General features: G+C 68.7%; 12 protein-coding genes. 8 read left to right on the top strand and 4 right to left on the bottom strand.

What is annotated here, in order from left to right; translation table 11 throughout:
- Positions 1-48 precede the first annotated feature (48 nt).
- The gene (locus HNR11_RS12505) at positions 49-630 is read left to right on the top strand and encodes a dihydrofolate reductase family protein (protein ID WP_179442651.1); all 582 of its coding nucleotides are present in this window, start codon (positions 49-51) and stop codon (positions 628-630) included.
- A 38-nt stretch (positions 631-668) separates the two neighbouring features.
- On the opposite strand, the gene nucS is transcribed toward HNR11_RS12505, so the two are convergent.
- The gene (nucS, locus tag HNR11_RS12500) at positions 669-1,361 is read right to left on the bottom strand and encodes an endonuclease NucS (RefSeq protein ID WP_179443011.1); all 693 of its coding nucleotides are present in this window, start codon (positions 1,359-1,361) and stop codon (positions 669-671) included.
- A gap of 67 nt (positions 1,362-1,428) precedes the next feature.
- Between nucS and HNR11_RS12495 the strand changes: the two genes are divergently transcribed.
- Positions 1,429-1,740 (top strand): hypothetical protein, encoded by a 312-nt coding sequence (locus HNR11_RS12495; RefSeq protein ID WP_179442650.1) that lies wholly within the window; start codon positions 1,429-1,431, stop codon positions 1,738-1,740.
- 75 nt (positions 1,741-1,815) lie between these two features.
- On the opposite strand, the gene HNR11_RS12490 is transcribed toward HNR11_RS12495, so the two are convergent.
- Positions 1,816-2,961 carry an AI-2E family transporter gene (locus HNR11_RS12490; RefSeq protein WP_343050676.1) on the bottom strand — a complete coding sequence of 382 codons (1,146 nt, stop codon included), beginning with the start codon at positions 2,959-2,961 and terminating at the stop codon, positions 1,816-1,818.
- Positions 2,962-3,353: 392 nt separating this feature from the next.
- On the opposite strand from HNR11_RS12490, the gene HNR11_RS12485 reads away from it, so the two are divergent.
- The 6 genes from HNR11_RS12485 (at position 3,354) to HNR11_RS12460 (ending at position 11,314) form a co-directional block, all read left to right on the top strand.
- A complete protein-coding gene (locus HNR11_RS12485) occupies positions 3,354-5,528 on the top strand; it encodes a hypothetical protein (RefSeq protein ID WP_179442649.1) in 2,175 nt (724 codons plus the stop codon).
- A gap of 66 nt (positions 5,529-5,594) precedes the next feature.
- A complete protein-coding gene (locus HNR11_RS14310) occupies positions 5,595-6,575 on the top strand; it encodes a tetratricopeptide repeat protein (RefSeq protein WP_179442648.1) in 981 nt (326 codons plus the stop codon).
- Positions 6,576-6,661: 86 nt separating this feature from the next.
- Positions 6,662-7,432 carry an ABC transporter ATP-binding protein gene (locus tag HNR11_RS12475; protein WP_179442647.1) on the top strand — a complete coding sequence of 257 codons (771 nt, stop codon included), beginning with the start codon at positions 6,662-6,664 and terminating at the stop codon, positions 7,430-7,432.
- Positions 7,417-8,997 carry a hypothetical protein gene (locus tag HNR11_RS12470; protein WP_179442646.1) on the top strand — a complete coding sequence of 527 codons (1,581 nt, stop codon included), beginning with the start codon at positions 7,417-7,419 and terminating at the stop codon, positions 8,995-8,997. Before HNR11_RS12475 ends, HNR11_RS12470 begins: the two co-directional genes overlap by 16 nt.
- 103 nt (positions 8,998-9,100) lie before the next feature.
- Entirely contained in the window at positions 9,101-9,505 is a 405-nt protein-coding gene (locus HNR11_RS12465) for a DUF3039 domain-containing protein (protein WP_425488266.1), read from the top strand.
- Between the two features lie 21 nt (positions 9,506-9,526).
- Entirely contained in the window at positions 9,527-11,314 is a 1,788-nt protein-coding gene (locus tag HNR11_RS12460) for a DEAD/DEAH box helicase family protein (protein WP_179442645.1), read from the top strand.
- A gap of 31 nt (positions 11,315-11,345) precedes the next feature.
- Here the strand turns inward: HNR11_RS12460 and HNR11_RS12455 are convergent, their stop codons facing one another.
- Positions 11,346-11,990: an isochorismatase family protein gene (locus HNR11_RS12455; RefSeq protein ID WP_058888965.1), complete on the bottom strand. Its 645-nt coding sequence runs from the start codon at positions 11,988-11,990 to the stop codon at positions 11,346-11,348.
- Positions 11,991-12,064: 74 nt separating this feature from the next.
- Entirely contained in the window at positions 12,065-13,045 is a 981-nt protein-coding gene (locus tag HNR11_RS12450) for an NAD(P)/FAD-dependent oxidoreductase (RefSeq protein WP_179442644.1), read from the bottom strand.
- Positions 13,046-13,111: the final 66 nt, after the last annotated feature.

Here is a 13,111-nt window from a genome sequence, read left to right as displayed (position 1 = left end):
TGATCGATCCTCACCGGCTCCGGCCGGTCCAGACCGGCGGAGCGTGCCATGCGTGAACTCGTCTACTACATCGCGACCAGCATCGACGGGTTCATCGCGGACCCGGCCGGGGACTTCTCCAGCTTCCCGCTGGATCCTGAGACCTTGGTCGCGCTCTTCCAACGCTATCCGGAGACCTGCCCGGTGCATGCCCGCCAGGCGCTGGGGGTGACGGCCGAGCCGCGTCGCTTCGACACCGTGCTGATGGGCCGGCGCACCTACCAGCCAGCGGTGGACGCCGGTCTGGTCGGCGGAGCGTATCCGCATCTGCGCCAGGTCGTGGCTGCGCATCGGGCCCTGCCGCAGGCGCCGGGAGTAGAGGTGATCCAGGGGGATCTTCTCAAGGCGGTGCGCGAGCTCAAGGCCGGATCGGGCCGGGACATCTGGCTCTGCGGCGGTGCTGAGCTGGCCGGTCAGCTCCTCGGGGAGATCGATGAGATCCAGCTGAAGATCAACCCACTGGTGCTCGGTGACGGGATCCCGCTGTTCAGATCAGGGGTGTCTGCGCACAGCTTCTCCCCGGTCTCGCAGGAGGCGCTGCCCGGAGGAGTGACCCTGGCCACCTACCGGGCGGCGATCGCCGGGGGCTGAAACGGGATGCTCAGGGTCCGATGCTCAGAGTCGGATGCTCAGAACAGGCGCGAGTCGGCGTCGTCGACTCCGCGCATCGCGTCATAGTCCAGCACCAGGCAGCGGATGCCGCGATCTTCCGCCAAGGTCCGCGCCTGCGGTTTGATCTGCTGGGCGGCGAAGACTCCCTGCACCGGGGCCAGCAGCGGATCCCGGTTGAGCAGGTCCAGGTAGCGGGTGAGCTGTTCCACGCCGTCGATGTCCCCGCGACGCTTGAGCTCCACGGCCACGCTGCCCTGCGGGCCGCGGGCCAGGATGTCCACCGGGCCGATCGGGGTGGGGTGCTCCCTGCGGATCAGGCGGTGTCCTGAGCCGAGCAGCTCGATCTGTTCCGCGAGCAGCCGCTGCAGATCAGACTCCACGCCGTCCTTGACCAGACCAGGATCAACTCCGAGGTCATGCGAGACATCCTCGTGGACCTCGCTGATCAGGATGCGCAGGGTGTCGTCGCTCTTGGTCGCAGAGACGGTCCAGACTTCGCTGATCCCCGCTTCGTGCTGCTGCTCGTCGGGTGCGCTGACCCGCATGGTGGCCGGTGGCGACATCCAGTTCAGCGGCTTATAGGAGCCGCCGTCAGAGTGGATGAGCACGCCGCCGTCGGCCTTGACCATGAGCAGGCGCGTCGCCTGAGCCAGGTGGGCGTTGAGCCGGCCGGAGTAGGACACTGAGCAGGTCGCAATTACCAATCGCACGGTGCCTGATCCTACCCGGTCCGGGAGCCGGTGCCGCATCGGCTCCGGCAGCTGGAACAATGGGATCATGGCGAAGTCAGCGAGGGGCCCCGGACGGCGCGCGTCGAAGTGGCAGCGCGAGCACCGGCCGCTCTCCACGGGTGTCTTCGGCCAGGGTGCGTTCTCCACCGGAACCGTCCGGCGCCGAGACGGGGAGTACCACGTGCGGCACATCTCCGCCTCCGCCGCGCAGAAGAGCTACACCTGCCCGGGCTGCCAGCTGCCGGTCCCGGCCGGGACCGCCCATGTGGTCGCCTGGCGCGCGGACTCGATCTTCGGCGATGAGCACGCCGCGGCTGAACGTCGGCATTGGCACAGCCACTGCTGGCGGATCGGCTGAACGCCGGCTGAGAGGTCTCAGCTCCTCGCTGCTCGGCCGGATGCCAGCCACGGCACGGCTGTGGTGAGTCTGCTGCTAGCGCGCGTCCTGGCGGCGGATGAGCACCTCGCGGGTGAGCAGCATCACCGCGGCCGCGGTGGGGATCGCCATCAGGGCCCCGAGCACCCCGAGCAGGGTGCCCCCGGCGATGACTGAGATGACGACGACGGCGGCCGGGATCCGGACGGCGCGCGCCATGATCCGCGGTGAGACCAGATACGCCTCCACCTGCAGGTAGACGAAGTAGATGGCGGCGAAGGTGGCCGCGGTCTGCCAGTCCACGGTGAGCGCGACCAGAGTGACGAGGGTGCCCCCGGTGACCGGGCCGACCAGCGGGATGAATGCCAGGACCCCGGCCACCACGGCGAAGAGCACGCCGAAGGGCACCCCGGCGATGCTGATGGCGATGTAGGCGACGAGCCCGTTGAGCACCGCCACGCAGGCCTGGCCGATCACATAGTGCCCGATGCCGTCGAGGATCCGATCTCCGAGATGCTGCACCCGGTCCCGGTTCGATCGCGGCGCCAGACGGTACGCCCAGGCTGTCATCACCGGCAGCGAGGACAGGAAGTAGATCGCGAGCACGAACACCACCAAGGTGCCGAGTCCGGTGGTCAGGATGGCCGTCCCCACCCCGAACAGGCCACCGAGTGCATTGGTGATGTTCGTCGGGTCGGAGATGAACCGGTTGACCTCGGTGTCGATGATCTGCTGGACCTCGAAGTCCTCCTCCACGCGGCGGAACCACTCCGAGCCGGAGATGTCATTGACCAGCGCTGGCAGCGAGCGGACGAAGGTGGCCGTCTGCTCCGCGACCATCGGGGCCAGGGCGGCGATGAACGTCGCCACGACCAGGAGGAAGGCGCTGATGGTCGCGGCCACGCCCGCCGGGCGGGGGAGGCCGGCGCGTTCCAGGCTGCGCACCACCGGATCCAGCCCGATGGCGATGAACAGTGCCGCGGCGATCCAGACCAGAAGCTGCGTGTTCGCCTGGGCCACGTAGAAGACCAGCAGCGCCAGACCGACCCCGAGGGTCAGCATGAACCCGGTGTAGACCGGACGCGTGGCGTAGGAGGCGGCCTTCTCGATGTGTTCCGCGGAGACCGGGGGAAGACCATACTGGTCGAACTCCGGCGGCGCCGCGGCGGATCTCTGGGCCCGGGCGGAGCGAAGGCTGCGCACCCCGCTCTGCAGGCCTCCGCGGAAGGCGGTCAGGCGGCGCGAGGCGGAACCGGCGCCGAGCCGGCCCCGTCGTCTCGAAACCGTCCCGGATCCTGGCTCAGCCCCGGCCCTCGAGGGGGACCCGGTTGTCGAGTCGGCGCCGGCACTCGAGGCGGAGCGGGTCGTCGAGTCGGTCCCAGCCGACACGTCCGCCCCGGGCTGGCCATCCGCGCCCGGTCTCTCAGGGTGCCGCTCGGACTCTGTCACGGGTTCAGCTTAGTCACGCGGCGGTCGCCGGACACCATCGCCCCGGATCGGTGCGTTCGGCGGGCACCCGGACTGTGATCCGATCGTTATCTTCGGTAGTCTTGGAAGTTGAACCACAGCTCCCTCCGATCAAGGACCTCACACCCGTGCGTTTCCCCGCTTCCATCATCGCTTTCATCCTGGGTCTGCTCCTGGCGGGCATCGGAGTGGGGCTGCTCACCGTCTGGGCCTCCGACGAGGTCCCCACCGCTGCGACCCAGGAGGTCCAGGACGCTCCGCTGACCGTGATCGGTGATGAGGTGATCGACCCGGAGCAGGAGCGCGAGGAGTTCACCATCAGCGCCGAGGGTGAATACACCATCGCCCTGGCACGGACCCAGGACATCGAGGCCTGGGTGGGCGACGCCGCACACGTCACCATCGGGGCGGTCCAGGAGGGCACCGAGGACGCGCCGGCCACGATCGAGACGCAGTACACCGAGGGTGAAGCCACGGTGCCGGATCCCAGCGGCTCGGATCTTTGGGCAGTCACCGAGACTATTGAAGGGGATCTCCGGTACCGCTGGAGCGCCCCTGATGACAGCGGCGAGTGGAGCCTGTTGATCTTCCGCGACGGCGAGGAGCCAGCACCCGCGGCCGTGACCGTGGAGCTGCCCGAGGAGGAGGACAGCCTGCTGGGCACGGTGCTGATCGTGCTGGGCGCCCTCTCGATCCTGCTGGGGATCTTCCTGCTCTACCGCGCGCTGGCAGCGCGTCGGCGTGATCGCGAGGCCGAGCCGGCGGCGGTGGGCACGCGTGATCATGACGCCTCCGGCGTTGCCACCGCCTCGGGCACCACGGCAACAACCGAGACCTCAACCGCCGGAGCCTCAGCTGCCGTTGCTGCGGGCGGCACAGCTGCTGTCGCAACCACCGGCACTGCAGCCACCGGCACTGCAGCCACAGGGACCGCCGCCGATTCCGAGGAGTCCAGCGCCACCGACCCGACCAGCACTGAGGACGAGATGAACCAGAACCACGGTGAGGACGAAGCGGTTCGTGAAGCCGGCTCCCAGGACCTTGATCCCGCCGAGAACGAGCTGACCGGGGTCATGGGATCGATCTCCACGACTGAGAGCACCCACGACCCCGAGGCGCTGAAGGATCGCGAGACCGACCAGGACATCGCCGAGGATCCCGAGGAAACCGGACGGATCGACCCGATCCAGGGGAACCATCCCGAGGCCCCTGCTGCTGCGGATGCGCAGGATGACCCGGAGGACGAGACCCGCCAGGGGCGCACCTGGCGCAGCCGGTCCGTGGCCACCGCTGCCGGCGTCGCCCTGGCGCTGAGCCCGTCGGTGCTTCTGGCCGACGCACAGGATCCCTCGCAGGATCCCGCCGAGGATTCCCCGGCCCAGACCGAGGACGTCGAGGCCGAAGAGGTCGAGGCGGAAGACGGTGAGGACGCCGGATACTCGGTGCTGCTGGAGTCCCAGCTGCAGGGGATCATCGATGAGATCGCGGAGACGACCGCTGCTGCGGACGCCGAGTTCGACGCGGACCTGCTCTCCCCACGAGTCTCCGGAAACGCCGCGGAGGTCCGGGAGCTGACCTACCGCAACCACGAGATCGACGACGAGGTCCTCCCGGACGCGATCGGCACCGAGATCCTCAGCGCTGCGGTGACCTCCGGCACAGACTTCCCTCGCCAGGCCGTGGTGATCACCCAGGAGGCCGAGGCCGAGATCCCGCAGGTGCTGGTCATCGAACAGGCCTCGCCCCGGGAGAACTACGAGCTCACCCAGTCGGTGCTGATGGTCCCCGGCACGGAGTTCCCCGCCATCTCCGCCGAGGACGGCGGTGTGGAGCCGGTGGATCCCGACGCTGAAGAAGCACGGTTCGCCGCCAACCACGCCATGGAGCGGGTGGCGGTGTTCCTGAACAACCGCGAGTACTACTTCGGCATGAGCGTCGAGGAGAACGCCTACATCGAGGACCTGCAGGGGTACCAGGACGAGCTCCGGGAGAGCGCCGAGGACCTCAGCATCTCCTACACCCGTCCGCTGATCACCGAGGGCAGCACCGCAATGCGCCTGCCCGACGGCTCGGTGATCGCGATCGGCAGCTTCGACTCCACCACCCGGCTTCGGCCCGATGACGGGGCCTCGATCAACCTCTCCGGGGTGACCGCCGAGCTCGCCGGCACCGAGTCCACGACCGAGGACGTCGACATCGTCAATCGGGAGTCGATGATCCTGCACATCCCGGCCGAGGATGGGGAACGGGTCGTGGTGCTCGGAGTCCACGATATTGTGAACGAGGTCAACATTCTCGACTGATCTCCTCAGCCGGAGTACGGTCTGCAGGACCGCCATGATCGACGCCGACGTGCAAGGAGAGCCGCAGTGACAGAGTCCGCCCAGGAACCACAGTCCCGCCGAGTCGACGCCCGGGGAGCAGTGGACCTCTCCGGCTTCGCCGCTGGCGCGGGCTCCGCTCCTGCCCCGTCAACCGCGGGCGGCGCAGCAGCCCCAGGCTCGGCGACACCGGCCCCCTCGGGGACGCCCAACAGCTGGGCGGTTCAGGTGCAGCCCCAGCAGCTGCAACAGGTGGTCGAGCTCTCAGCGCAGGCCCCGGTGATCGTGCTCATCCATGGCACCGACTCCGGCTCCACGACGATGAAGGCCACTCTGGAGGATCTGGTCGACGCCCAGCAGGGCCGGCTGCTCCTGGCCGAGATCGATTCCTCCGCCCATCCTGAGCTGGCGCAGAGCGCCGACCAGGTGCCGGTGGCCACCGCCTTCATCGGGGGACGGCCGGTCGGTGAGTTCGACGCCTCGGTGCCCGCCGAGCAGCTCGCACAGCTGGTCACCCAGATGGTCCAGATGGCGACCCAGAACGGGATGACCCAGAAGCTCCCCGCGCAGTCCACCCGGGTCGTCGAGGGCCAGGAGCCCCCGGCCGAGCCGGAGCTGCCGCCGCTGCACCAAGAGGCGCTTCAGGCGCTGGAGAACAGCGACTACGCCGCGGCCGCGAAGGCCTACGAGCAGGCCATCAAGGAGAAGCCCGACGACGAGGACGCCAAGATCGGCCTGGCCCAGGTGAAGCTGCTGCAGCGCACCACCGGAGCCGACCTGGCCCAGGCTCGAGAGGCTGCCGCACAGAACCCGGACGACGTCGACGCGCAGATCGCCGTCGCGGATCTGGACGTGCTCGGAGGCCACGTGGAAGACGCCTTCTCCCGGCTGGTCCGCTTCATCCAGACCCACTTCGGCGAGGACCGGGAGACGGCTCGGGCGCATCTGGTGGAGCTCTACTCGATCACCGGAGACAGCGACCCTCGGGTCTCGGCCTCGCGCCGGCAGCTGGCCAGCGCCCTCTTCTAGGACTTGGGCTCGGTTCCACGACCGAGGCTCACGATGTCCCTCTCAGGGCTGAGGCGGCGCTGAGCTGGGGTGGGTAGGCTCGGGGCATGAACTCAGCCAGTCAGACCACGCCTGCACTTCGACTGCGCGGGCTGTCCAAGACCTTCGGTCAGACCGCGGCAGTGGAGAACCTGGACCTGGACGTGCCGCGCGGCTCGTTCTACGGCTTCGTGGGACCCAACGGGGCGGGGAAGACCACGACCCTCTCAATGGCCACCGGCCTGATGCGCCCCGACGCCGGCACTGCTGAGGTCGTGGGCATCGACGTCTGGGAGCAGCCTCGGGAGGCGAAGCGCTCGATGGGGGTGCTCGCGGACGGGGTGACGCTGTTCAACAAGCTCACCGGGGCGCAGCTGGTGGCCTATGCCGGACTGCTGCGCGGCATGGACCGTGACACCGTGGAGTCTCGCACCGCGGATCTGCTCCGGGTGCTCGGTCTGCAGGACGCCCAGGGAAAGCTGGTCCAGGACTATTCGGCCGGCATGACCAAGAAGATCGCACTGGCCTCGGCCATGGTGCACGCCCCGGAGCTGCTGGTGCTGGATGAGCCCTTCGAGGCCGTGGACCCGGTCTCAGCCCGCACCATCCGTGGGCTGTTGGAATCTTATGTGTCTTCCGGGGGCACCGTGATCCTCTCGAGCCACGTGATGGATCTGGTGCAGCGGATGTGTTCCCATGTGGGCATCATCGCTGAGGGCTGCCTGCTGGCCTCCGGCACCCTGGATGAGGTGCGCGCAGGCTCGGACCTCGAGACGCGATTCGTGGAGCTGGTCGGGCTCGAGGGTGGAGATCAGGAGCTGGCGTGGTTGCAACTCTGATCCGACTCAAGAAGGCCCTCACCTTCAACGGCTTCAACCAGTCCGTCTGGCACATCCTGGGCACTATCTTCGCCGGGCTCTACGGCCTGGGCATGGTCGGGATGGTGTTCTCGCTGCAGGTGATGGAGGGCGCGGCGGACGTCGCCGATCCAGAGTTCGTGCGGACCACCAGCGTGCTCATGGGCTCGGCGGTCTTCCTGCTGTGGCTCATCATCCCGGTGTTCATCTCCGGTGCAGACGCGGCGATGAATCCGCGGCAGTTCATCACCTACGGCATCCCTCGTCGCGGACTGATCCTGGGACTGGCGGTGACCGGTCTGATCTCCATCGGCGCGGTGCTCACCCTGATCTGGCTGATCGGTCAGGTGCTGCACTGGCGATGGGACCTCGCTGCCGCCGCCACGGCCCTGCTCACGCTGCCGCTGCTGCTGATCACCTTCAGCCTGGTCTCCCAGGCGGTGACCACCTCGATCAGCGCCTGGTTCAGCGGTCGCCGGTCTCGTGACTTCCTGGCCGTGCTGGCGCTGAGCCTGATGGTGATGCTCTACCCGATCATGGTCGGTCTGCAGAGCGCGTTCGCCTCACTCTCCGATGCTATCCCCGCGGTGGTCGACTTCCTGGCATACACCCCGCTGGGCGCCGGTGCTGCGTTGCCCGCCGACGCCGCGGCGGGCGCCTGGGGTGCGATGCTGCTGCGGCTGGGGGTCCTGCTCGCCACGGTGGTGCTCGCCGTCGTCGTGATCCGCGCCGGACTGGTGAAGATCACCGAACAGCCCACTGTGCAGAGCTCCTCGGGGTCCAAGCAGGCCAGCGGGCTCGGGCTGCTGGGCCGGTTCCCGGCCACACCCTGGGGCGCGGTGGCGGCCCGGGCCAGCACCTACTGGCTCAAGGACACCCGCTACGGCGGCACCCTGGTGGTCCTGCCGGCGCTGGTCGTGCTCGCCCTGGTGATGTACTTCCAGACCGATGCCGTCTGGGTGCTGCTCGCACTGGGGCCGGTCTCCGGCTTCACCCTGGGCTATGCGATCTCCGCCGACATCTCCTACGACCACTCGGCCTTCGCCCTGCACATCACCAGCGGGGTCTCCGGGACGGCGGACCGCCTGGGCCGCCTGGTCGGCCTGCTGGTCTTCGGGCTGCCGGCCACGGTGCTGGCAGCACTTGTGCCGGCCGTGATGTTCACGACCCCAGGCACCACCGTGGCCCTGGTGGGAGTCAGCGTGGGCATGCTCCTCAGCGCCTCCGGGCTCTCCTGCCTGATCTCCGCGCGCTTCACCTACCCGGTTCCCAAGCCCGGGGACGGGCCGCTGACACAGCCCTCCGGCTCCACCGGCCGGCTGATGATCGTGCAGCTGGGCATGATGCTCTCCGCCCTGGCGCTGATGCTGCCTGAGCTGATCCTGGTCATCTTCCTCCTGGTCAGCGGCGAGGCCTGGCTGGCCTGGGTGCTCGGGGTCGGTTCGGTGCTCAAAGGTGCGGCGCTGGTCTGGCTCGGGGTGCGTCTGGGCGCGCGGGTCTACGAGCGCAGCCAGCCCGAGCTCTTCCAGCAGGTGAGCCAGTACTGAGGCGCAGGCGGTGGGCGCCGCCCCGCCAGGGCGGCAGCGCTCGGGATGGACACCGGGTCGCCCGGAGATGATGTGCTCGCCGCGGCTGGCTAGAATGGTTCCCATGATGGTCATCGAGAACGGACTCCAGCCCGCTGACGCCCGCTTCGGCGCCCCGGTCGCCCGGCACGCCGGCCCGGGGCACATGCACACCGCCGACCCGGCTGCGGCCCCGGCGGGAGCGGCGACCATCGAGCGCGAGCACCAGGAGCAGCTCTCCGAACCCGGAGACCACGAGCGCTTCGCGCACTACGTGAACAAGAACCGGATCATGGAGTCGGCCCTGGAGGGCGGCGCCGTGGTGGCGCTGTGCGGGAAGGTCTGGATCCCGTCCAGGGACCCCAAGAAGTTCCCGGTGTGTCCGGAGTGCAAAGAGATCTACGAAGAGATGATGGGCGGCGACGGCGACGGTGAGTCCGGCGGCGACTCGGGCGGCAAGCGCGGCTTCTTCGGCTTCGGCCGCAGCTGAACCTGCTGAGCACAGAACCCAGTGGAGCAGTCTGAGACGCTTTTCGACGTCGGCACCGATGTCGGCAGATCCCTGCCGCCGGTCTACCCGCACCGCGCCGCGCATGGCACCGCGGGCACCCTGCGGCAGTGGCAGCAGGAGGCGCTGGACCTCTACATCCAGCGCCGACCCAAGGACTTCCTCGCGGTGGCGACCCCCGGGGCCGGCAAGACCACCTTCGCGCTGCGCGTGGCGAAGCTGCTTGTGGAATCCGGTGAGGTCAACCGGATCTACGTGGTGGCGCCCACCGAGCACCTGAAGCGGCAGTGGGCCGACGCCGCCGGCCGGGTGGGTCTGGCCCTGGACCCGAACTTCAAGAACTCCGACGGCCGCCACGGACGGCAGTACATCGGGGTGGTGGTGACCTACTCCCAGGTGGCGAACAAGCCCGCGCTGCACCGGAACAAGACCGAAGCCGGGCGCACCCTGGTGATCTTCGATGAGATCCACCATGCCGGTGATGCGCTCTCCTGGGGCGACGGCGTGCGTGAGGCCTTCGACCCTGCGGTGCGCCGGCTCGCCCTGACCGGCACCCCGTTCCGCTCCGACACCTCCCCGATCCCGTTCGTGGACTATGTGGAGGACGGCGACGGCGTGCGCCGGTCCAAGGCCGACTACGCCTACACCTACGGGCCCGCGCTGAAGGACCGGGTGGTCCGCCCAGTGGTCTTCATGGCCTACTCCGGGAACATGCGCTGGCGCACCTCCACCGGCGAAGAGATGGAGGCTCAGCTCGGGGCCGCGGCCACCAAGGACATCACCAACCACGCGTGGCGCACTGCGCTGAACCCGGAGGGGGAGTGGATCCCCTCGGTGCTCCGGGCGGCGCATCAGCGTCTGCTGAAGGTGCGGGACAAGATCGACGACGCCGGGGGACTGGTGATCGCCACCGATCACGAGACCGCGCGCGCCTATGCCGCGCAGCTGGATGCGCTCACCGGGCAGAAGACCACCGTCGTGCTCTCCGATGACAAGGGCGCATCGAACCAGATCGAGGCGTTCTCCGAGGACCCTTCGAAGCTGTGGATGGTCGCGGTGCGGATGGTCTCAGAGGGTGTTGACGTGCCGCGTCTGTGCGTGGGCGTCTACGCCACCTCCACCTCCACACCGCTGTTCTTCGCCCAGGCGGTGGGTCGCTTCGTGCGGCTGCGCAAGAAGGCGGAGGTGGCCTCGGTCTTCCTGCCCTCGGTGCCGGTGCTGACCACTCTGGCCAATGAGATGGAGCAGGAGCGCGATCATGCCCTGGAGGTTCCGCGCTCGGCTGCCGAGGACCCGGAGGAGGCACTCGATGATGATCTCCTGGCGGCCGCGAACCGGGAGGAACGTGGCTCGGAGTCCCTGGAGCGCGGTGAGTTCGCCGCGCTGCACTCCAACGCAGCCTTTGACAAGGTCCTCTTCGACGGCGCCGAGTTCGGACTCGGCGGCGCCATGGGGTCTGAGGAGGAGCTGGACTTCCTGGGCATCCCCGGTCTGCTGGAGCCTGAGCAGGTCTCCACGCTGCTGCGTCAGCACCAGGCCGATCAGCTGCGCCGCAAACCCGCCCTGGCGGCTCCGGAAGAACCGGTGGTGGATCACCGCGCGCTCAAGACGCTGCGGGCCACGCTGAACAAGTCGGTCTCCGCCTACGCGGCGAAGACCGGGATGCACCAGGGCAGCATCCACACCAAGCTCCGCGACGCCTGCGGCGGGCCTGCCGTGGGGCAGGCCACCCAGCCCCAGCTCGAGGCACGGCTGAAGAAGATCCAGCTGTGGTTCGTCGGCCGCAAGTAGCGGGGTCAGCGGGTCCTGCGCGCGGTGGGACTCAGAGGTCGTCGAGACTGACGACCTCGACCTCGGCGGCGTCGAACTCCGCGTAGGCCTCCTGGACAGAATCCTCGCTGACGCCCACCGTGAGCTCCCGGATCACCCGGACTCGGAAGTCGTTCTCCACCGCATCGAGCACCGTGGCGCGCACGCAGTGGTCCGTGGCGATCCCGACGATCGTCACGGCGTCGATGTCCTGGGCCTGCAGCCACGCGTGGAGGTCCGCTGCGCCCTCGGCAATGGCGGCCGCCGGTCCCACCTTGGCTCCGTTCTCGCCCTCCAGGCTGCCGACCTTCTCCGGGTCGCCCTCAAGTCCTTCGAACCCGGAGTAGCCGTCGGAGTAGAGCCCCTTGAGGAACCGGGCGTCCACGTGCTCGGTGTCGAGGTTGGGATGCAGCTCCGCACCCGGGGTGCCGGCCACGCAGTGCTCGGGCCAGCTCACCGTGAAATCCGGGGTCGCGGAGAAATGCGGGCCCGGATCGATGTGCCAGTCCTGGGTGGTCAGTATCGCGTCGAACTCGGCATAGCTGTCCTCGAGGAACTCACTGATCTCGCTGGCGACCTGAGCCCCGCCCGCGACCGCGAGTGCTCCGCCCTCACAGAAGTCCTGCTGCACGTCGACAATGATCAGCGCCTGGGCCACTACATCCTCCTGATCGGGAAGCTCCGGGAAAGGGTGTGCGAGCGCACGGTTGATGCGCCCGCTCACCCTCCACGTTACTGGTTCTTCCCGGCCGCGGCGAGATCGAACTCCTCGTTGACCAGGGCCCCGTTGGCCGCCGCTCCGGCGAAGCTGCCCATACCCATCGATGCCGGGACCGTCGCCATCGGCGCGGCCACGTTTCCGGCGGCCCAGATCCGCTCATGGGAGGTCTGTCCCATCGCATCGACCTTCACGAAGCTGCCCACCATGGTCTCCTCGCGCTCGAGCCCGAGATCGCGCAGATAGCCGTCGCGCGGGATGAGTCTGCCTGCGGTGAAGATGGCGTCCAGGGCGATCGTGCGCGAGTCTTCCAGGACGACGCCGGTCACGTGGGTGCCGTCCCCGAGCACCTGCTTCACCGGGGTCGGTTCCACGACGACGCCGCGCGCCTGCAGCCGCTGGAGAGTCTCTGCGGGCAGCTCTCCGGCCCCGGCGCTGAAATAGGTCAGCCGGTCGCTCCACTGACGCAGCAGCTGCGCCTGGTGCAGCTGCATCGGGCTGGTGGCCAGCACCGCCAGTCGCTGACCACGAAACTCCCATCCGTGGCAGTACGGGCAGTGCAGCACGCTGGAGCCCCAGTGCTCGGCCAGTCCCGGGATCGGCGGCAGCTCATCGGTCAGTCCCGAGGCCGCGATGACGCTGCGGGTGAAGAGCTGGACCCCCGAGTCCAGGGTGACCACGAGCTCGCGCGCCCCGGTCCCGTCCACCGAGTCGGCGCGGGTGGAGTCGCGCACCCGGTGCACCCCGGCGGTGAGGCGTTCGACCCCGTAGCGCTGGGCCTCGGCGAGTCCGCGCGACACCAGTTCTGCAGGGGGTGTCCCGTCATGGCCCAGGACGTTGTGCATCTGCCGGGCGAAGCGGTTGCGAGGCTCGGCGGCGTCGAGGATGAGCGTCCTGCGCAGCGCGCGGCCCAGGGACTGGGCGGCGCTGAGCCCGGCGACGCCGCCTCCGATGATGATGGCGTCATAGCGATCTGCTTGTGCTGTGCTGTTCATGGCACCAGCATGCGCCCCGGCCTCGCAACCTGAAACACGTCTTGCTGAAATGGCAATAAATGCTCA

This window comes from Nesterenkonia sandarakina, assembly GCF_013410215.1.
Classification (GTDB): Bacteria; Actinomycetota; Actinomycetes; order Actinomycetales; family Micrococcaceae; genus Nesterenkonia; species Nesterenkonia sandarakina.
This window is presented reverse-complemented; position numbering and strand designations above follow the sequence as displayed.